This window comes from Mammaliicoccus sp. Q-M61 (assembly GCF_022386055.1).
Classification (GTDB): Bacteria; Bacillota; Bacilli; order Staphylococcales; family Staphylococcaceae; genus Mammaliicoccus; species Mammaliicoccus sciuri_A.
Window position 1 is genome coordinate 519,656 of sequence record NZ_JAJNJL010000001.1, and the last position, 20,706, is coordinate 540,361.

The following is a 20,706-nucleotide window of genomic DNA, read 5'->3' on the forward strand; positions in this document are numbered from 1 at the left end:
AAATAGTCTCTTTTATTTGTTTATAGCATTAAATTAATAATTTCTTCTTTAGCGATATCTCCAAAATAGTGATAAACATCAATATCTTTTAATGCTTCTTGAATGGATGATTTTTGATGTTGAACACCTATTAATGCTTCTTCAATATCTTTTACATCGCCGACACCAAAGAAATCACCGAATATTGCTGCGTGTTCTATTTTACCTTTTTTAACATCTAATTTAATTTGGACAAGTCCTCTATCAAATTTATGACTTCTTTCAAAGTTGTATTTAGGATTCTTACCGTAATTCCATTCCCATTTTTGGTATTTATTTTTACTTAGTTCATTAATGTTATCCCAATCTTCATCTGTTAAATGGTACTCTTCAACATCTTCACTACCTTGTTGTTTGAAGATAGAGGTAAGTATACGTTGTTTAAATGTTTCAATATCCATTGGCTCTTCTAAGAACTCTTGTATGTTTGCGACACGTGATCTTATAGATTTAATACCCTTAGATTTTATTTTTGCTTCGTTAACGCGAAGTGCATTTACAACCTCTTCGATTTCACTATTTAACATCAATGTTCCATGTGAGAACATGCGATCTTTTTGTTTAACCATTGCATTACCTGATATTTTTCTTTCCCCGACTTGTATATCATTTCTACCAGATAATTCTGCTTTAACGCCCATTTCATTTAAAGCATCAACAATTGGTTGTGTAAATTTCGCAAAGTTATGGAAACTGTCTTCGTCATCTTTTGTAACAAAACTAAAGTTTAAATTACCTAAATCGTGATATACAGCTCCACCACCAGAAATTCTTCTTACAACTTTGATGTTGTTTTTCTCAACATACTCTTGGTTAACTTCTTCGATTGTATTTTGATTTTTCCCTACAATAATGGATGGTTGATTAATATAGAAAAGGAAATAACTATCATCTTTAGGAAGAGAAGTTAAGACATATTCCTCCATAGCTAAATTAATCATCGGATCGTTAATACCATTATTACTTACAAATTTCATTATATTTCCTCCTTCTTTTCTCCCCAAATAGCCTCAAGTATATAGTACCATATGTTTGATTAATCATATGTATGATATGTTTATGTTAAAATAGAGTATATTTGTTAATACTTTATAAACTGGGTATTATTTAGTATAATGTTTCATAGTATTATTTAGGAGGAATAAGATGACAATCGCAGAAGTTGGAAATATCATAGAGTTTCAAGATGGATTAAGAGGTAGAGTTGAAAAAATTAATGAAAACTCAGTTATCGTAGATATCACAATTATGGATAACTTTGAAAGTTTAGAGTTACCTGAAAAAACTGTAGTGAATCATAAGCGTTATACAATAATTTCTGAAGAGGGATAATAGTGAAGAGACAAATTAATCCTCAGTTAATATGGTTCATATCTAGTTTCATTATTTTTCACATTATTTTATTCATTATGCAAGGTGAAAAAGAAGTATTCTGGTACTTATATACTGGTATTATGCTGATTGCGGGCATTAGCTATGTCTTTTATCAACGTGACATCAAATCTAAGCGATTACTTCAATCAATTGGATATGGTCTCATTGGTGCCATTATATTAGTTCTACTTCAGCTATTATTATCACAAATTTATAATGGCTTGTCATATGCATCCTTATTAAAAGAATTAATGCATGCTGGCGTATTTTATAAGTGGCAAATGCTTGTAACAATTGTTATTGCTATACCTTGTCATGAGTTATATATTAGAACAATTTTACAAAATCAGTTGCAACTGAAATTTTCACAACCTATTATTGCAATCGTTGTGAGTGCCCTTGCATCTAGTTCACTATTTTTATATTTAGATAATTTAGCTATATTTATGTTTATATTTTTAGCACAACTCATATTATCTACATTGTATTTCTATACGAAAAGAATCGTAACATCTTATGTAGCTCAAATTGCAGCAATCATCATACTCGTTATCATTTTCAGCTAATACTTTTAATAAAAACAACCCCCAAAATTTTAGCAATTATGCTAACTTTTTAGGGGTATTTTTATATTATAATACTTCAAAATGATGTTCTAAATTATATTTACCTTTTGATTCTGTTAGTTCTTCAATCATATATTCGATGACGGTCTTCTTCGCTCTCTCATACGTTGATTCAGAAATGATCTTATTAACGTGTCTAAATAAATAGTCCGTCATAATAACTGAATAAGAAGCTTCTAAATCAATATTATTTAAGTTAACTCTACTACCTACAGGTTTACTCAAATCAATCGTATATTCAAAACCTTTCCATACAGTCATAAGTGTCGGTTCTAAAATATGGTCATTATATTGAACCGTGTCCCCTTCTTTATACAGTGCTGTAGCAGTTCTTTCTATAATGCGCTTTATTTCAGCACCAGATAAATTAATTTTGACAGGTTTATCAGTATGTACATATGATTGATAAACATCTTTAACTTGTAACTCGCCACGTAAACCGTTTCCTGTCGGATTTCCAATTTGTGCACAAACAAAATCAGACGCTTTAAATGCTCTTGCCATACTTTGTTGAATACATTCCATGAACTTATGCGGTTTAATAAATAAGTCTGTTAAATGTTTATAATCTAATACAACAGGTACGTCAACAACGCTCTGTTCAGACCAATGTTGGACAGCTTTTTGGTCGAAATACGTTAGTTCCAATAAATCTCTATCTTCAGGATAACTTGAAATTTCTACGTGCTTAATAGACGTATCGATAATTTCTACTGAGTTTGCTCTTTTCTTAAATTGAATAGACATATCTACAATATTCGTAGCATCTTTACCTGGTTGTATAAACTGTGTTTCTTCGACTTTAAGATCGACGATATGTTCTTGATGACCTGTAATAATGACATTAACGCCTTCCGTACTTTTCGTCATACTTTCAGCGTTATTACTGTAATATGATCTATAATTATTTTTATCTGTATATGTGTTTAAGCCACCATGGTATAACATAATTAAGAAGTCAGGGCTTTCTTTTTCATGTAAATATCTCACCCATTTTTTAGCTGTGGTCATAGACTCACCAACAAGCACTTCGTCTTCAAACTCAACGTTTTTATTTTCCATAAGGCCACTTGATGTAAATCCTATGATGCCTATTTTTATACCTTCTACATATTTAATTGTATAAGGTGTTGTAAAATATGGTTCACGAGTCTTACTATGTTCAATATTTGCTGCTAACCAAGGAAATCTGCTTAAAGCAATAGATTTATTTAAAAAGTCTAAGCCAAAGTTGAATTCGTCAGGGCTCACGCCACTTGCATCAAATTGCATTTCATTCATCACTTTAATCATTGGATTTCTCTTATATGGGGCAATTTGAGCATAATAAAAAGCAAACATTGAACCCGACAACATACCACCATTATCTAACAATAAGACATGGTGATTGGTCTTGCGTTTATGTTTAACGTAAGTGGCCATCTTTAGAATGTTACCACTAATACCACTTTTTCCTATTTGTCCATGTAAGTCAGAAGTAGCTAATAAATCAATTGTTATGGTTTCATTCGTATTCAATGCTATCCCCACCTTTTTTTATTTATTTTACCATTTTTAAATACTGTTAGGGCAGTTTACGACCATTTGGATAGAAAATTTATTTAATATGTATTGGCAATAATTGTTAATCATAATATACTCTATTAGTAAACAATAAACTTGGAGGCAATAATGAAATCATTTAATAAATTAATCATCATTAATTTTGCTATCGCTTTAGTCATTTCATTAACTATCGGTTTTATTATAAATAAAAATTATACAAATAGAGTGAATCAAAGATTAGAAACGACAAAAGAAATTGTAAACTTAAAAATTAATACATTTATAAACGAATCAAATAGCATCTCTGAATCTTTAACGACTATTTTATCTAACAGCCGTAATGAAAAATTTATTAATCAATTTTTAGAAGATAATCACATTAGATATACATGGATTGATCATATTTATATTTTGAATGACAAGAAAGAAATCGTCTATGACTCAAAAGGGGCTGATTATACCTCTCTTAAAGATTTTAACAAATATAAGTTTCATTTTCCTTTTACAGCTAATTCAAGTTTAAGTAGTGAAAATATTTCATTAAAAAATGCCAATACATTGTTATTAACGAATCATTTAAAAGTTCAAAACAAAGACTACATTGTCGCATCAGAAATAAATATGTCTTCTTTTAAAAATGAAGTTAATTTAATTTCTCAACGATATCATATTCAAGTCAATGGTATCGATGGAACTGAAATCTATCAAGTTGGAAAAGAATATAAACATTCTAAATCTATAAATTATATGTATGATCAATTACCTATTTCATTAACAATTAGCGGACAGTATAATTTTATAACGCGTATTATTTTACCGATTCTTTTAATATTTTTAGTGGTATTTTTATTATTATCTATTGTGACACTTATATTTAAAAATAGATCCGAACGATTAGAACATGAAAAAGTAATCGAACAAGCTAATAATGAAAAGCTTAGATTAATTGGTACACTCGCTGCTAATACAGCACACGAAATTAAAAATCCACTTACAAGCATTAATGGATTTATTGAACTAACGAGAATGAAATATGATAAAGATAAACAAGATCATCACTTTAATATCATTTCAGAAGAACTAGATAGAATTAACAATATCGTTACTCAATTTTTATTTTTAGGAAAGCCAACTAATCTTGCCTATTCGAATGTCGACATTAATCAATCTATTAAAGAAGTTTCACAGTTTTTGAAATATGAACTAGAACAACATAACATTAAAATTGCTTTAACATTGCCAGATACCCCTATCTTTGCATTTATTTCAGAAGATCAATTAAAACAAATTCTCATCAATCTTATTCAAAATGCTAAAGATGCTTTAGTAGATGTTGAACAACCAGAAATTGAAATTCAATTACAACATACACATGCAAACCAAGCAACGATTATATTTAAAGATAACGGTGTCGGTATGTCTAAAGAGACACAACAAAAGATATTCGATCCTTTCTTTACAACGAAAGAATCTGGTAGTGGACTCGGTTTATATTTAAGTAAGAAACTCATTGAAGATTGGGAAGGCGAAATTAGCGTATTTACAAATATGACTAAAGGTACTACGTTTATAATCACCATACCAACTATTAAGCCATAAGAAAAAGCAAGCGGCCCAGCCGCTTGCTTTTTATATTTAGCCTATTTGTATACGTTCTTTAGGATAATGGAATTTATCAGGTGTTGATTTTCCACCTAACATGACGACGAAACATAATAGACCTACCCGACCTATAAACATCAACATCATGATGACGATTTTAGATCCTAATTGTAAGCCATCTGTAATCCCCATTGATAATCCACATGTCCCGAACGCTGACATCGTTTCAAAGAATATAGATAACAAATCATGTTTACCATCTTCAAATCGAACAACAGATAACACACCTACAAACGTAATCGCTAATGCAAGTGAAATAACTGCAAATGATCTTTGTATATCAATTGGATGTATTTCTCTATTGAAAGCTTTAATAGTTGTTCGACCATTACTAAAGTTCACTAAGTATAAGACAAGTATTGTAAATGTTGTTGTTCTTATACCACCACCTACTGAACTAGGTGAAGATCCTATAAACATTAATCCACCTAAGAAGAAGTTGGTCGCTTCAGTAAAATGACTTAAATCTATAGTTGAAAGTCCAGCACTTCTTGTAGATGATGATTGGAACATTGCATAGAATAAAGCTTTATGCCACGAAACATCTTTAAATGAATTTGAAAACTCAAATAAATAAATCACGATTGTTCCTAATAAAAATAAAAATAAATATGTCGCACTTGCAATTTTAGTGAATAGCGAGAATCTAAAGTTTGGAATTGTATTTTTCATGTATGTTTTGACTTCAATTAATACAGGGAAGCCGATTGCACCTAACATAATAAGTAACATAATGATTGTTTGAACGAAATAATCATTCGCATATGGTGCTAATGATTCACCTGTAATATCTAGCCCACCGTTAGTAGTTGCTGAAATAGATGCAAATATACCATGATGGATTGCTTCTTTCACCGATCCAATATCTTTATAGAAGTAAAATGATAACAATATCGCACCAATAACTTCAATCATTAAAATTGTTCTCACAATATCTAATATTAACTTCACAACACCATTCATAGCGTTTGAATTACTATCTAACATAATTAATTGGCGTTCACGTAAACCGATATGTTTACCTAAAATAACCCAAAGTAATGTACCAATAGCCATTACACCTATGCCACCAATATTAAGTATAATCAGGATGATAGCTTGTCCAAATATGGTAAACGTATCTTCAATTGTAACAGGCGTTAACCCCGTTACACTGACACCAGATACAGCAACAAATAATGTATCGACTGGTGCAATTTTAACACCAGGTTTAACAACATAAGGTAAATTTAATAATAAAAAGGCGACAATAATTGCGCCCAAATAATATAATACAATACCTTGTTGTGGAGTCATTTTTTGAAAAAAGTATTTTATAATGGACACAAATTGTCACCTCTATTTTATTTCAATGTTAATTTTTTCGTAATTTCTTTTCCATCTCGAATAAGCTTCAAGTTTACACTGTCGCCTTTTTTATGATTATTATATAATTCTTTTCTAAATTCAAGATTATTTTCAATTTTTGTATCGTTAATACCGACGATTACATCATTAAATTTAACGCCTGCCTTGTCAGCATTACCGTCTTTAGTAACACCAGTAATTGCCATTCCTGATTTGTATTTATCAGGTAAAGATATTTGAGACTTTTCGCTATCACTCATTTTAGAATAGTTTTGAGCCATAATACCTAATTCTGGACGTTCAATTTTACCATTTTTCTCTAATTTATTAATGTAATCAGTAGCGTCATTTGATGGAATTGCAAAAGCCATACCTTCTACATTAGGCATATCGATTTTCAATGATACAATACCGATTAAATTACCTTGTGAGTCTAATACAGGACCACCTGAGTTACCAGGGTTGACTGCAGCATCTGTTTGAATAGCTTTAATTTCCCAATCATACTCGTCATCGCCATTAAAATCAACAGGAACTTTTCTATCTAGTCCAGAAACTACACCTGTAGAAATACTATTTTGGAATTCAGCGCCTAACGGACTACCTATTACAATAGCTGTTTCACCTAAAATTAAATTGTCTGAGTCCTCAAATTTAATAGGTTTAAAATCTTCAGTTTTTTCGATTGGAATCGTTAAGACTGCAATATCAGACCATTGATCTGATCCTAATACTTTACCATCATACTTTTTACCATTTGCTGCTGTAATAATTGGTTTTTTATCACTTGATACAACATGTGCATTTGTTACTATGTATGCTTTTTTATTTTCAACTTTGTAAACGACGCCTGAACCGACGCCGCTATTTTCTTCTTTTTCCTTCGCTGAAGATTCTTTCTTACTAGATACATCTGAATCTTCATGAGATACACCTACTACTGAGTTTTTAGATTTCTCTACAGCTTCCATAACATTCGTAATAGGCTTTTGGAATCCTTTTTGAGATTGTTTTTCTTCAATCGATTTTCTACTTTCGTTAGGAGGATTTACATTTTGGAATATACTCCATACTAAAATAAATATTAATATGATTGCTAAAATAATCGCAATGATTGGCCAATGCTTTTCTATTTTAGTTAAAAATGTATTAAGAAAACTATTTTTATTTTGAGATTTTTGTTCTACTTTTTCATCATGTCTTGCACCGAGCTGCTTATTTGTTTCAAAGTCATTGTCTTTAGAAAAGGCTTTATCTGTTTCTGCCTGTTTTTGTTCACTTACTTTTTCATATTTAATCTCTTCAGGTTCTTCCTCTGAGTTTATTATGCTATCTTTTTTGTTTGTTTGAATTTCATCGTTATGTAATACATCATCTTGTTCACTATGTTCTTGATGTGTTTCAGCAAGTCGGTCATCGTCTAAATCAATTGTTGGATGTGATTTTGATTCTTCTTCTTGCTTTTTAATTTCTTCTTTCGTTAATTTTTCAATACGTGCTTTTTGCATATTTTCCTTAACACGTAATTCGTTTTTCTTTTGAAGTTCTCGTTCATTAGCTTTTTTTATTTCATATTCTTTTTTCTCTTGTTCGATTCTTTTTTCACGTTCTTCGTTATGAAAAAATTCACGTCGCTGTCTCTTATATTCATTTCTAGGAATGACATGCTTTTTTCGTGACATTTATTGCCCTCCTCAATCTAAACACTTAATGTATCTATTATGCCATATAATACTAAATTTATTAACATAAAACCATTGTAATTCTCAATATTATACACCTATTTTTACATATATTTACGAATTCATTCAATATGGATTATTCAATTAAAAAAAGATAAAAAAACACCCACAAAGTCAACAATAAACTTTGTGGATGTTTTGTATTTATAATATTAATTTGTTGTCTTTTTATTATTACGTACTGAAGTGATCCAGCCAATAATAACGAGTAATAATAATACTGACCAGAATATAGATTGCCATAGTATGCCATGAGGGAAATCATGTGGTAATACACCAATTTCATCATGTGCCAATACGATAACAAACAGTTTAATACCTACCCAACCTACAATACCAAATGCTGCTGCTTCTAAGTTTGGATATTTATTTAATAATTCTACAAAGTATGTTGCTGCAAATCGCATAATAATAACACCAATCATACCACCGACAAACATAACACCGAATTGACCAGCGTCCATTCCACCAAAGTGTATACCCATTGCTGGTAATGTCACTGCGATAGCAAATGCTGCTAACATTGAATCAATCGCAAATGCGATATCTGCAAATTCTACTTTTAATACAGTCAACCAGAAATTCTTTTTCAATTTATGATGACCATGTCCATCTGAAGGAAATTCTGATTCAGGGAAATCATCTTGAGCTTCTACGTCATCTGGTGTCTTGAGCTCTTCACCTTTATGTTTTCTAAAGTCTATCAAATTCTTAATGGACATATAAATTAAGTACAATGCCCCTGCTGCTTGAATTGGCCAGAAGTTAGCTAAGAAACTAATTAAGAATAATGATAAGAAACGAAATACAAATGCACCTAATAATCCATAGAATAATGCTTTTTTCCTTAAATCTTCTGGTAAATGTTTGACCATCACGGCCATAACAACTGCATTATCAGCTGCTAATAATCCTTCAAGAAAAATTAAAACAATCAATACCCAGCCGTAACTAATTAACAAACTCGGATCCATCTATTCACACTCCATTCTTTTTTATAAAAAACAAAAGAGACCATGCCTAATAAAAGGCAAAGGTCTCACTTAACATTTATATGATGTCCATATTACCGGAAACTTGCGCTTCGTAATGACGATAATATGCTAGAATTTTTAAGTTCTAAAGTTACTCCCCTTCGACAAAGTCGTAGGTCTATTTAGTTTTACTTAGTTATTATACAATGTTTTGTTCATTATAACAAACTAAATAATTTAATTTCTGGGAATTTATCTTCAAACCATCTTGTTGCAAATTCATTTTCAAATAAGAATACATATTGATCAAAGCGGTCTTTAACTAAAATAGATCGACTTGAATTCATATTGTCTGTAATATCTTTTTCATTTTCAATCCATCTTGCTATTTTCTTACCGACTTGTTCCATAACAACATCAACATTATATTCATTTTTCATACGATGCTCGAATACTTCAAATTGTAATTGTCCAACTGCACCTAATATGATTTGATTCGTGTGCAACGTTTTATAAAGTTGAATCGCACCTTCTTGAACTAATTGTTCAATCCCTTTATGGAAATGCTTTTGTTTCATAACATTTTTAGCGCTAACTTTCATAAATATTTCAGGCGTAAATTGTGGTAATGATTCAAAATGGAATTTCTGATTTCCACCTACAAGTGTGTCACCTATTTGATAATTTCCAGTGTCATATAACCCAATAATATCACCACTAACTGCATGGTTTACAGTTTGTGTATCATCAGCCATAAATGAAGTTGAACGCGTAATTTTTTGTTTTTTCTTATTACGTTGAAGTGTCACATCCATACCTCTTTCGAATGCACCACTCACAACTCTCATAAATGCGATTCTATCTCTATGTCTTGGATCCATATTTGCTTGTATCTTAAAGATAAATCCTGAGAAGTCTGGATCGAACGGATCTACAACATCACCTTCTTCAGTCTTGCGTCCACTTGGCATTGGTGCATAATCAACATACGCATTAAGGAAGTTTTGTACACCGAAATTCGCTAATGCTGAACCGAAGAATACTGGTGTTAACTCTCCAGCTAACAATAATTCTTCATCAAATTGCTCACCTACTTCATCAACAAGCATTAACTCATCAATTGCTTGAGCAAATTGTGAATCATTTTTGATTGGATGATCTTCTTCTAATTCATAGTCATCATTTAAATGTAAAATATTCTCTTCATCTCTGAATGGTTCAATTGTTTTATCGGATCTATCAATAATTCCGAAGAAATTTTGTCCCATTCCAATTGGCCAGTTCATAGGATAAGTTTCTATTTCTAATGTTTTCTCAATTTCTTCTAAAAGTTCAAAAGGTTCTTTACCCATTCTGTCTAATTTGTTGATAAATGTAAAAATAGGAATACCTCTCATTTTACATACTTTAAACAATTTCAATGTTTGTGGTTCGATACCTTTCGCACAGTCAATTACCATTACGGCACTGTCTACAGCCATTAATGTTCTATACGTATCTTCTGAAAAGTCTTCGTGTCCTGGTGTATCTAATATATTAATATTGTAATGATCATAATCAAATTGCATAACTGAACTTGTAACAGATATACCACGTTCTTGTTCCACTTTCATCCAGTCACTTGTCGCAAACTTCCCTGTCTTTTTACCTTTAACGGTACCTGCTTGTCTAATCGCACCACCAAAAAGTAATAATTTTTCCGTTAATGTTGTTTTACCAGCATCTGGGTGGGATATAATCGCAAATGTCTTTCTACTTTCTACTTCTTGTTTAATCGTCACAATTCATTTCTCCTTATAATTCGGATGTCCATTGGCTAATTCTATTTGCTAATTCATTTGCTTCATCTTCATCAAGCACATTAAACAAATGCAAGTACAAATGCTCAATTAAAGATTCTCCGTATAAATCGTAATCTACTTCAATAGACCAAAATAAATCCGGAATTGAAATCACAAAATATTCTTCTTTTTTATTTTCATATATATAAACTTTACAATTTAAGTTTTGCGAATGACTTTCTCTAATCTTCACTTGGCTTTCCTCCATACTTTTCATATGCTGCCTCTAAACCGATTAAATCATCTCTATGAGGCACTTTGATATGTCCAGGCATGATTTGATATGGTTCTCTCCCTTTAGATGCAAGTACAACTGTATCACCTGGCTCAGAAATTTCTATTGCATGTTTAATGCCTTCTGCTCTATCTTCAAATTCTACATAATTATTATGTGTCGCTCCTTTAGCTAATTCTGCTGTTAACATTTTCGGATCATCATTTGCAGGATTATCTGGTGTGAATATCACATAATCTGCTCGACAACTTATTTTACCCATTTCTGGTGTTTTTGTTAAGTCTCTTTCTCCGGCCATACCTACTAAGAATATTAATTTTTGTTTTACAAATGGTTTTACTGCATCTATTAATTTATCCATTCCGTCTGGCGTATGTGCATAATCAATAATTAAATCTATTGGTAAGTTTCTATCTAATACTTCTAAACGTCCTTCAACTGCAGGCATATTTTCAACAGCTTCAGTTATGTCGTTTAAGTCATAACCTTGTGCCCACAAACTTATAATGCTCGCTAATAAATTAAGGACATTAAATTTACCTAAATAAGGTGATTGTACTTTGTAAGAACCAAATGGTGTTTCAAGTGTAAAACGAACACCGCTGATAGATTCTTCTATATCTTTAGCCATAAAGTCTGCTTCGTTATCTATACCATATGTAAATATTTCGAATGGTGTTACAGGTATTAATTCTTTTATATATGGATCATCTGCATTCAATATGACATATTTGTCTTTTCTGTAGTCTTGACCTAATTGACTAAATAATAATGACTTTGCATGTCCGTAAGCTTCCATCGTACCATGAAAATCTAAATGATCTTGTGTTAAATTTGAAAAAATAGCGATATCAAATTCTAAACCACGAAGTCTGCCGATAACTAATCCGTGACTTGAAACTTCAAATGTCATACTCTCACATTCTTTATCAACCGCTTCAACGATATGTTTCGTTAAAGTAACGGTTTCTGGAGTCGTATTAACACCTTTTGTAACTGTTTCATTAATTTGAAAACCGTTCGTTCCTAAATAAGCACTATTTTTTCCTAACCCTCTCGTTAAATGATGAATCATTGTCGCAATTGTCGTCTTACCATTTGTGCCAGTTACACCAATTGTCGTTAATTTTTGACTAGGAAAATCAAATAATACATGACTAAAGATACTTGCCACTTTCAATGTATCCTTAACCACAATTAATAATACGTCATCATTTAATTCTACGTAACGGTCACTCACAATGACGCTACATCCTTGCTCTATTACATTCGGTATAAATTTATGACTATCTACTGTATAACCTTTTGATGCCACAAATATAGAGCCTTCTTGAGCATTTCTTGAATCTGTCGTAATATCATGAACTTCTTGGTCAATTTGACCGTAAGTTTGTTTAATTTTTATTTTATTTAATAACGTTTTAACATTCATCGTTATTGCTCCTTTATTTTCAATAGGTCTATTATACACTTTCTTAAGTTGATTTTATAGCTTAGACTATAACTATAAACAATTATAAAATGAGTGAGCGTTTACTTTTAAATAAAGGGGTGCTTTTATGATTGATATTCAATCCATTACAAAATCTTATGGAAAAGCAGTTATTTTAAAAGATGTAACAACTCAATTTGAACCTGGTTTAATAACTGGTTTAATTGGCCCATCAGGTGCTGGCAAGACGACTTTGATTAAATGTATTTTAGGCATGACAACTATGGATTCCGGTACAATCTCGATCAACGGCAATCGTATACCTAATAGAGAAATTTTAAGGTCTATTGGTTATATGTCTCAAAGTGATGCATTGTTTGATGATTTAACCGCTGTTGAAAATTTAAAATTCTTTGCGAAATTATATATTCATAAAGCACTTAAATTGGACATCAACGAACAAATAGAACGCACGCTGGAAATTGTCAACTTATCACATGAAAAACATAAAAAAGTTAAGGCATTTTCTGGAGGTATGAAACGCAGATTATCTCTTGCAATTAGTATGATCCAAAATCCAGACATATTGATTTTAGATGAGCCAACAGTTGGCATCGATCCTAGATTAAGAAAATCGATATGGAATGATTTGTTTCAATTTAGAGATGAAGGCAAGACCATTCTGATCACAACACATGTATTAGATGAAGCAGATAAATGCGATCGTTTATTACTAATGAGAGAAGGCCAAATTATTTCTTATGGTACGCCAAATGAAATTAAATCATCATATAATGTAAAAACGATTGAAGATGTCTTTTTAGCGTTAGGAGATGGTGCACATGATTAATATTGCCACGCGTATTTTAAAACAAGTTATTAGAGATAAACGTACCCTTATGCTCTTACTCGTTGCACCGTTATTAATCATGACGTTGATTTATTTTTTATTTAATTATTCAGATGAGTCAACTGATCTAAAAGTGGGTACATATCAAGTAAACGATCAAATCATTTCAAGCCTCAAAAAACAAGATATTAACATTCAAAAGTATTCAAATCAACAAGATTTAAAACATAAATTTAAAGAGGATCATTTAGATGGTTTTCTATCATTAAACGATAACAAACTAGATGTAACTTACGAAAATACTGACCCAAGCAAAACGAGTCAATTAAAGTTAACCATCAATAAATTAGTCATCATGCAAAGTACAAAGCAGTTGACATCTGTCGTTAATCAACAAGGGAAAATCATTCAGTCAATAACTCAACAACTGCCAGCAGCCGAAAAGTTTCAAGTTTCGGCTAAATACCCAAATCATATAACTAAACTAGATGCCAAAGAGCATTATTTACATGGTGATAAAGATACAAATTATTTTGATACAATAAGTCCTATTTTAATCGCATTTTTCGTATTCTTCTTTACATTCTTAATTTCAGGTATTTCATTACTCAAAGAAAGAACATCTGGAACTTTAGAAAGAACTTTATCATCACCTATTAATAAACATGAAATAATTTTAGGTTATATAGTTGGTTATGGTACATTTGCCATCATACAAACAACTTTGATTGTTTTATATGCTATTTATGTATTACAAATGGTTACAGAAGGCAACATATTATTAGTATTTATTACGAATGTACTCGTGTCATTTATAGCACTTACACTTGGTTTATTGTTATCGACATTCGCATCATCAGAATTTCAAATGATTCAATTTATTCCTTTAGTTGTGATTCCTCAAGTCTTTTTTGCAGGCATCATACCAGTGGAAAGCATGCATAAAGTACTCGTATATATCGCACATATCATGCCACTATACTATGCAGGTGATACAATACAAAATGTTATGTTAAGAGGCTATCACTTATCAGATATTTATATAAATTGGATCATACTCATAGGTATATTCTTATTACTGTTATTATTAAATATGATTGGTATGAATCGATACAGAAAAGTTTAACTATATCTCATGCATAATGACGTATAATTTGTTAAATATCTCCAACTAAAACATTGATATAGTATAAAGTTTTTATATTAATTTTGTAATTATATGCAATATCTTTTCACAAAATAGCGAAAATGCGTTAAACTATCATAGAAATTAAATACAAATACGGAGTGTGGCTAATGGTTTCTCAAAACAAAAAATTATTGATTATTACAGGTTCTTTCGGTAATGGTCATTTACAAGTTACGAATAGTATTGTGAAACAATTTGGTGAAATGAATTTAAATCATTTAACTGTTATTGAGCATGATTTATTTTTGGAAGCACACCCTATTATGACTTCAATTGCGAAACAATGGTATATAAACAGCTTTAAGTATTTCAGAAATATGTATAAGTTCTTCTACTATAGTAGACCTGAACAAATTGATAAATGTTTCTATAAATACTATGGATTAAATAAATTATTGAATTTACTTATAAAAGAAAAGCCTGATTTGATTTTGTTAACTTTTCCGACACCGGTCGTATCAGTTTTAACGGAACAATTCAATTTAAATATACCTATCGCTACAGTTATGACGGACTATCGTTTACACAAGAACTGGGTAACACCACACTCAAATAGATACTATGTTGCTACGAAAGATTTGAAAAAAGAAATTGAATCTATCGGTGTAGAAAGCGATGCAATCAAAGTAACAGGCATACCTATTTCGAAACAATTTGAGCAACCAATCGACCGATATCATTGGTTAACGAAACATAAATTAGATCCAGACAAGAAAGTTATTTTAATGTCTGCTGGTGCTTTCGGTGTATCAACAGGTTTCTCAACGATGATTAGTAAAATAGATATGTACGCTAAAGATGCTCAAGTTGTCATGATTTGTGGTAACAGTAAAAGCTTGAAAAATGAACTTAGACATCATTTTAAAGATAATGATAATGTGTTGATACTCGGTTATACGAAACATATGAATGAATGGATGGCATCAAGCCAACTTATGATTACTAAACCAGGTGGTATCACTATTTCTGAAGCATTCTCAAGACATCTACCATTGATATTCTTAAATCCAGCACCTGGACAAGAGTTAGAAAACGCTGAGTATTTCTCACAAAAAGGATACGGTAAAATAGCACACACACCAGAAGAAGCGACTAAACTTGTTATTTCACTTATGAACCAACCATCAAGACTAAAAGAAATGACACAATTACTTGAAGAAAACTATATTGAAAAATCAACAGAAAATATTTGCAAAGACTTACTTTCATTATTAAGTGATTCACTTTCTTATAATGAAGTTTATGGAAAGGTTCCTATGTATGCCAAATACTTCATCAGATAAAACATTTCACAAAAAAGATTTTCGGTTAATGCTCATCATATTATTTATGATGGAATTTGCGAGAGGAATGTACATTTTAAGTTATTTACCAATTTTACCAACAACCACTACTAAAGTGACTGTTGGTATTACTTCTTTAGCGATTTCTTTACATTTCATCAGTGATGCATTAACCAATTTCGTAATAGGTTTTCTTCTAAAACGATTTGGTCCAACTGTTATATTAACGTGTGGATTTATATTAGCTTTTTCAAGTTTAGCACTCATTATTTTTATACCGTCACCTATCGTGTTTATTTTAAGTGCCATATTATTAGGTATCGCGGTCAGTCCAATTTGGGTCATTATGTTATCTAGTGTTGACGAAGCATCTAGAGGTAAACAAATGGGATATGTTTATTTCAGCTGGTTAGTTGGTTTATTATCAGGTATGATTTTTATGAACTTACTATTTAAACTACATCCTACTCGATTTACATTTATGATGGCGCTTTGTGTACTCATTGCATGGATATTATTCTATTTCGTTAAAGTACAATTAACAAATTATGAAAGTAAATCTGTCAAAAAACAACTACGCGAAATCGTACAAGTGACAAGAAGACATTTATTGCTATTTCCAGGTATCTTTTTACAAGGTTCTGCAATAGGCATGTTGGTCCCTATATTGCCAACATACGCAACAAAGCATATGGGTGTTACGACATTAGAATATACACTTTTACTTATTGTCGGCGGTATTGGATGTACCATTTCGATGTTATTCTTTTCTAAATTGATGGATAAACATTCTAAAGCATTTACACATCTTGTCATTTTTGTAGGATTTTTAGCATATAGTTCATTTATATTTGGCTTAACGGTCTTAACACAATTATTTATCGTTCTATTGATTGCTTTACTCATTGGTACGATTTATGGATTACTCTTACCAGCGTGGAATACATTTATGGCAGGTCAAATTCATAACAAAGTACAAGAAGAAACATGGGGTGTATTCAATAGTGTTCAAGGATTTGGAACAATGATTGGCCCAGTATTAGGAGGCTTAATATCTGAAGTATTTAGAGACGTGTATTATACAATTTATGCTTCAAGTATTATGTTCTTATTCTTAGCATTATTCTATGGCACATTCTTTATCATTAATTATAGAAAAAGAAAATCAGCATAAAATAAAAGGAAGAGACTAGGACATAATATAATGTCTCAGTCTCTTTTAGCATCTTGGCAGTAGCTGACTGAATTGAAAATGCGCTTGAATCAAGCTTTTTTCAACTCTAGTCAGCCTTGCCGGGGCGGGACTACGAAATCTTTTTATACAAATTAGATTTCTGTCCCGCTCCCTTCCTTATTTATATGAGATAAATTTCAATTTATCCTAATGTATATGAAGCTTCTTCAGACCATGTTTCGTCTTCATTTTGCTTCATAAGTTTAATTGTATCAATTGTTTCTGAATGATCTATACCAGCCATTCTTACTTGGCCATAAATATCTTCAAATTCTTGGCTTGAAAGGCCTTGTGCAATTGTAAAGTGTGGTACGAATGGATGTGTACTCTCACCATAGAATGCTTCATTATTAAATTTACTAAATAAAGATTCTAATTCATCCGTTTTAGTCACTTTAAAATAAATAACATTTTTAGTAGGTGCAAAGCTAGATGCTTTAGACACTTGGATATTTAATGGTTCAAATGCTTTAGCTGTTGCCTCTAATTGTGATTTCACTTCATTTAGTTTACTATCTTCAATTTCAAATTTCTCTTTAATTGTAATATGTGGTGCAATTAACGCATAGTGTTTGTCATATCTTTTACGATAAGCATTCACTTGTTCTTGGAATGGTTTAGACGGAATAAGTACGATGCCTAATTTCATAATGATACTTCCTCCTTTGTTTTTCTACATTATTATTATATCAAATTTTTTTGATTTTGATGACTTAAAAAGTAACTTAACATATTTGGTAATTCAGGCTTCCATGTTTTCCATGTATGTCCACCATCTAATTCAGTGTATTCATATGTTAAATCTTCTTGCTTAACGCGTTCACTGAATGCACGATTAGGTGTTAAAAAGTCTGCCATATCTCCACTTATAAGTTTGAAAGAATCTTCTTCTTTACCTATATAATGTTTGATTGTTAATAGATGTTTAGATGAGCACTTGTTAAATGCTTCTATTACAGTATCGTTGATCAGTGGACTGAACAGACCTGCTTGACTAAAATGATGCGGGTATTCTAAACATGTCATTAAAGCAATACTTGCTGCTAGACTATCGCCTAGTAACATTCTTGCATTACCTACTTTCAAAGTTGAGAATGTTTTATCAATATAAGGACATAGCTCTTTCACCACAAATTGTGACGTTTCTTTTCGGTATTCTCCATCGGGATGAAATTCTGTTCTTCTCTTATCTACATCTTCATAGTGAACACCGACAATGATTGCCCTTTCTATCACATCATTTGTTCTTAATTTCTCATATGCGCGATGAATTTGACCAAATTGGAAAAAGTCCCTACCGTCAAATGTAATAATCACATGATGTTTATATAGATCTGTATAGTCTTTAGGTAAGTAAATTGAGATTGTCACTTCCCTTTTTAAGAATTTACTTTCGAGTTTAATTTGGTCAACAAGACCTATTTTTTTATCCATAAAGAACGCTCCCAACTGTACATATAATATTATTGTACAGTAGAGAGCGTATATTTGAAAGCGTTTGATATTGTTTAATTATTTATCATCTAAGTTATATTCTTTTAAACGTTTAGGATAATCTTCATGCCAGAATTTAGCTGTTGGTACTTCATCAGGTTCTGGTCTATATATAGCATAGTAACCTGATCCTTTTTGTTTTTTCTGAATTTCAAAGTCACGTAATGCTCTTAAGGCTGGTTTATGGAGTATCCAAATTGCAATGATATTTAACCATGCCATCATACCTACACCTAAATCACCCATCGCCCAGGCAACATCAGCTGTTTTAACACAACCGTATATTGTGGCACCAATGAGGATTAACCGTACTAATATAATCCATATCTTCTGTTTATCGGACGGTATGATATAACTTACGTTAGTCTCTGCGATATAGTAATATGCCAGTATCGTTGTAAATGCGAAGAAGAACAATGCTAACGCAATAAAGTAAGAACCGAAACCTGAGTACGCTGGATCAAACGTGTAGTTATCTCCAGAGAACGCTTTATCGATACCTGCTTGAGCATACATCGCTGTACCTGATACGTCTTTACTACCATCTGGGCCTTGTACATAAATACCATTGTCATGAATTAAATGTGGTGAACCATCTTTATTTGTTCCACCGTCTGTTGTATTAAATGTACCTGACATTAAAATCATTAATGCTGTAGCTGTACATACTAATAAAGTATCTACATAAACTGAGAATGCTTGTACAAGTCCTTGTTTAGCTGGATGTGATACTTCTGCAGCAGCAGCAGCATGTGGTCCAGTACCTTGACCTGCTTCGTTTGAATAAAGTCCACGTTTAACACCAATTTCAATCATCGCACCGAAAATACCACCAAAAGCAGCTTCAACACCAAATGCAGATTTGAAAATTAATGCAATTAAACCTGGAACTTCTTGAATATTTAATATAATAATAACAATCGCTAAACCTATGTAAACAATAGCCATAAAAGGTACAACGGCTGTCGCAACATTTGCAATTGCTTTAATACCACCGAAAATGATAAGTGCTAATAATACAGCTAATACTATAGCAATAATCCAAGGATTTAAACCAAATGCATTTTTCATTGAAGAAGCAATGGCATTTGATTGTACACCTGGAAGTAATAAACCTACAGATAGTACTGTTACAAGTGCAAATATAATTGCATATATTTTACCAGCTTTACCTTTTATACCTGATTCTATGTAGTATGCTGGTCCACCACGATATTGACCATTAATTTCTCTTTTATAAATTTGACCAAGTGTTGATTCGATAAATGCCGAACTCGCACCTAGAAATGCTGTAGCCCACATCCAGAATACTGCACCGGGACCACCGATAAAGATTGCTGTTGAAACACCAACAATGTTACCTGTACCAACACGACCTGCTAATGATACTGCGATTGCTTGGAAAGAAGAAATACCCGTTGGTGATTTTTCCCCTTGAAACATTAACCGAATCATTTCTTTAAAGTGCCTGACTTGGAAAAACCTCATCATAAATGAAAATAAAACACCAGTCAGTAAAAGACCATATACTAACGCTTTACTCCATACAATCTCATTCGCAAAGCTAACAATAGATTCCATAATTAATCTCCCCTTTGTTGTAAGCCTTAAGATAACCTCATGTTCAGAAAATTTCGAAATTACCTTGTTATGATTATACCATGTATAAATACACAATCAATATTTTTTTGAAATGAACATAACATAAATTGTAAGCGCTTACTATATTGTTAAAAAAGGTTTCTTGAAATAATAAGCGTAAAATCTTACAGACGCTTATATTCACAAATACTTTATAATTATTCTAATCCGTACAACTTAAAATAATATATAAAAATA

At 31.5% G+C, this 20,706-nt stretch carries 18 protein-coding genes; 7 read left to right on the forward strand and 11 right to left on the reverse strand.

Annotated features, from left to right (window positions below):
- Window positions 1-20: 20 nt before the first annotated feature.
- Window positions 21-1,016, reverse strand: coding sequence for a lipoate--protein ligase (gene lplA / locus LQ677_RS02475; protein WP_191835756.1), 996 nt, complete (start codon window positions 1,014-1,016; stop codon window positions 21-23).
- 169 nt (window positions 1,017-1,185) lie between these two features.
- Here lplA and LQ677_RS02480 point away from each other — a divergent pair, with 169 nt between their 5' ends.
- Both LQ677_RS02480 and LQ677_RS02485 read left to right on the forward strand, forming a co-directional pair.
- A complete protein-coding gene (locus LQ677_RS02480) occupies window positions 1,186-1,371 on the forward strand; it encodes a YkvS family protein (RefSeq protein WP_025905642.1) in 186 nt (61 codons plus the stop codon).
- A 2-nt stretch (window positions 1,372-1,373) separates the two neighbouring features.
- Window positions 1,374-1,979, forward strand: a complete 606-nt coding sequence (locus tag LQ677_RS02485) for a CPBP family glutamic-type intramembrane protease (RefSeq protein ID WP_025905643.1) — start codon at window positions 1,374-1,376, stop codon at window positions 1,977-1,979.
- 66 nt (window positions 1,980-2,045) lie between these two features.
- On the opposite strand, the gene LQ677_RS02490 is transcribed toward LQ677_RS02485, so the two are convergent.
- Window positions 2,046-3,557 (reverse strand): bifunctional metallophosphatase/5'-nucleotidase, encoded by a 1,512-nt coding sequence (locus LQ677_RS02490; protein WP_191835755.1) that lies wholly within the window; start codon window positions 3,555-3,557, stop codon window positions 2,046-2,048.
- Between the two features lie 153 nt (window positions 3,558-3,710).
- On the opposite strand from LQ677_RS02490, the gene LQ677_RS02495 reads away from it, so the two are divergent.
- Complete coding sequence (locus LQ677_RS02495; RefSeq protein WP_191835754.1) at window positions 3,711-5,183, forward strand: ATP-binding protein; 1,473 nt, start codon at window positions 3,711-3,713, stop codon at window positions 5,181-5,183.
- Between the two features lie 36 nt (window positions 5,184-5,219).
- On the opposite strand, the gene LQ677_RS02500 is transcribed toward LQ677_RS02495, so the two are convergent.
- The 6 genes from LQ677_RS02500 to LQ677_RS02525 form a co-directional block, all read right to left on the reverse strand.
- The gene (locus LQ677_RS02500) at window positions 5,220-6,572 is read right to left on the reverse strand and encodes a TrkH family potassium uptake protein (protein ID WP_239704676.1); all 1,353 of its coding nucleotides are present in this window, start codon (window positions 6,570-6,572) and stop codon (window positions 5,220-5,222) included.
- Window positions 6,573-6,589: 17 nt separating this feature from the next.
- Entirely contained in the window at window positions 6,590-8,275 is a 1,686-nt protein-coding gene (locus tag LQ677_RS02505) for a S1C family serine protease (protein WP_191835753.1), read from the reverse strand.
- Between the two features lie 212 nt (window positions 8,276-8,487).
- Entirely contained in the window at window positions 8,488-9,309 is an 822-nt protein-coding gene (locus LQ677_RS02510; protein ID WP_037588899.1) for a TerC family protein, read from the reverse strand.
- A gap of 218 nt (window positions 9,310-9,527) precedes the next feature.
- Window positions 9,528-11,090 (reverse strand): peptide chain release factor 3, encoded by a 1,563-nt coding sequence (locus LQ677_RS02515; RefSeq protein ID WP_037588898.1) that lies wholly within the window; start codon window positions 11,088-11,090, stop codon window positions 9,528-9,530.
- A gap of 13 nt (window positions 11,091-11,103) precedes the next feature.
- Window positions 11,104-11,343 (reverse strand): YueH family protein, encoded by a 240-nt coding sequence (locus tag LQ677_RS02520; protein WP_025905650.1) that lies wholly within the window; start codon window positions 11,341-11,343, stop codon window positions 11,104-11,106.
- A complete protein-coding gene (locus LQ677_RS02525; protein WP_037588897.1) occupies window positions 11,333-12,817 on the reverse strand; it encodes a UDP-N-acetylmuramoyl-L-alanyl-D-glutamate--L-lysine ligase in 1,485 nt (494 codons plus the stop codon). Before LQ677_RS02525 ends, LQ677_RS02520 begins: the two co-directional genes overlap by 11 nt.
- 127 nt (window positions 12,818-12,944) lie before the next feature.
- On the opposite strand from LQ677_RS02525, the gene LQ677_RS02530 reads away from it, so the two are divergent.
- From LQ677_RS02530 to ltaA, 4 genes are all read left to right on the forward strand, one after another.
- Window positions 12,945-13,667: an ABC transporter ATP-binding protein gene (locus LQ677_RS02530; RefSeq protein WP_107565915.1), complete on the forward strand. Its 723-nt coding sequence runs from the start codon at window positions 12,945-12,947 to the stop codon at window positions 13,665-13,667.
- Window positions 13,660-14,793, forward strand: a complete 1,134-nt coding sequence (locus LQ677_RS02535) for an ABC transporter permease (RefSeq protein WP_191835752.1) — start codon at window positions 13,660-13,662, stop codon at window positions 14,791-14,793. Before LQ677_RS02530 ends, LQ677_RS02535 begins: the two co-directional genes overlap by 8 nt.
- 170 nt (window positions 14,794-14,963) lie before the next feature.
- Window positions 14,964-16,139 (forward strand): diglucosyl diacylglycerol synthase, encoded by a 1,176-nt coding sequence (locus tag LQ677_RS02540; protein ID WP_037588893.1) that lies wholly within the window; start codon window positions 14,964-14,966, stop codon window positions 16,137-16,139.
- A complete protein-coding gene (gene ltaA / locus LQ677_RS02545; RefSeq protein WP_191835751.1) occupies window positions 16,117-17,313 on the forward strand; it encodes a lipoteichoic acid biosynthesis MFS flippase LtaA in 1,197 nt (398 codons plus the stop codon). Before LQ677_RS02540 ends, ltaA begins: the two co-directional genes overlap by 23 nt.
- Window positions 17,314-17,515: 202 nt before the next feature.
- Here the strand turns inward: ltaA and LQ677_RS02550 are convergent, their stop codons facing one another.
- The 3 genes from LQ677_RS02550 to LQ677_RS02560 form a co-directional block, all read right to left on the reverse strand.
- Complete coding sequence (locus LQ677_RS02550; RefSeq protein ID WP_191835750.1) at window positions 17,516-18,022, reverse strand: YjcG family protein; 507 nt, start codon at window positions 18,020-18,022, stop codon at window positions 17,516-17,518.
- Window positions 18,023-18,057: 35 nt separating this feature from the next.
- Window positions 18,058-18,807, reverse strand: coding sequence for an alpha/beta hydrolase-fold protein (locus LQ677_RS02555; RefSeq protein ID WP_191835749.1), 750 nt, complete (start codon window positions 18,805-18,807; stop codon window positions 18,058-18,060).
- Between the two features lie 78 nt (window positions 18,808-18,885).
- Window positions 18,886-20,448: an alanine/glycine:cation symporter family protein gene (locus tag LQ677_RS02560; protein ID WP_269669427.1), complete on the reverse strand. Its 1,563-nt coding sequence runs from the start codon at window positions 20,446-20,448 to the stop codon at window positions 18,886-18,888.
- Window positions 20,449-20,706 lie beyond the last annotated feature (258 nt).

Excerpts from the sequence above, each read along its gene's own strand:
- LQ677_RS02550 (WP_191835750.1), bottom strand. The coding sequence starts at position 18,022 with ATGAAATTAGGCATCGTACTTATTCCGTCTAAACCATTCCAAGAACAA.
- LQ677_RS02530 (WP_107565915.1), top strand. The coding sequence starts at position 12,945 with ATGATTGATATTCAATCCATTACAAAATCTTATGGAAAAGCAGTTATT.
- LQ677_RS02510 (WP_037588899.1), bottom strand. The coding sequence starts at position 9,309 with ATGGATCCGAGTTTGTTAATTAGTTACGGCTGGGTATTGATTGTTTTA.
- LQ677_RS02560 (WP_269669427.1), bottom strand. The coding sequence starts at position 20,448 with ATGGAATCTATTGTTAGCTTTGCGAATGAGATTGTATGGAGTAAAGCG.
- LQ677_RS02480 (WP_025905642.1), top strand. The coding sequence starts at position 1,186 with ATGACAATCGCAGAAGTTGGAAATATCATAGAGTTTCAAGATGGATTA.
- LQ677_RS02555 (WP_191835749.1), bottom strand. The coding sequence starts at position 18,807 with ATGGATAAAAAAATAGGTCTTGTTGACCAAATTAAACTCGAAAGTAAA.
- LQ677_RS02495 (WP_191835754.1), top strand. The coding sequence starts at position 3,711 with ATGAAATCATTTAATAAATTAATCATCATTAATTTTGCTATCGCTTTA.
- LQ677_RS02540 (WP_037588893.1), top strand. The coding sequence starts at position 14,964 with ATGGTTTCTCAAAACAAAAAATTATTGATTATTACAGGTTCTTTCGGT.
- lplA (WP_191835756.1), bottom strand. The coding sequence starts at position 1,016 with ATGAAATTTGTAAGTAATAATGGTATTAACGATCCGATGATTAATTTA.
- LQ677_RS02535 (WP_191835752.1), top strand. The coding sequence starts at position 13,660 with ATGATTAATATTGCCACGCGTATTTTAAAACAAGTTATTAGAGATAAA.
- ltaA (WP_191835751.1), top strand. The coding sequence starts at position 16,117 with ATGCCAAATACTTCATCAGATAAAACATTTCACAAAAAAGATTTTCGG.
- LQ677_RS02505 (WP_191835753.1), bottom strand. The coding sequence starts at position 8,275 with ATGTCACGAAAAAAGCATGTCATTCCTAGAAATGAATATAAGAGACAG.
- LQ677_RS02525 (WP_037588897.1), bottom strand. The coding sequence starts at position 12,817 with ATGAATGTTAAAACGTTATTAAATAAAATAAAAATTAAACAAACTTAC.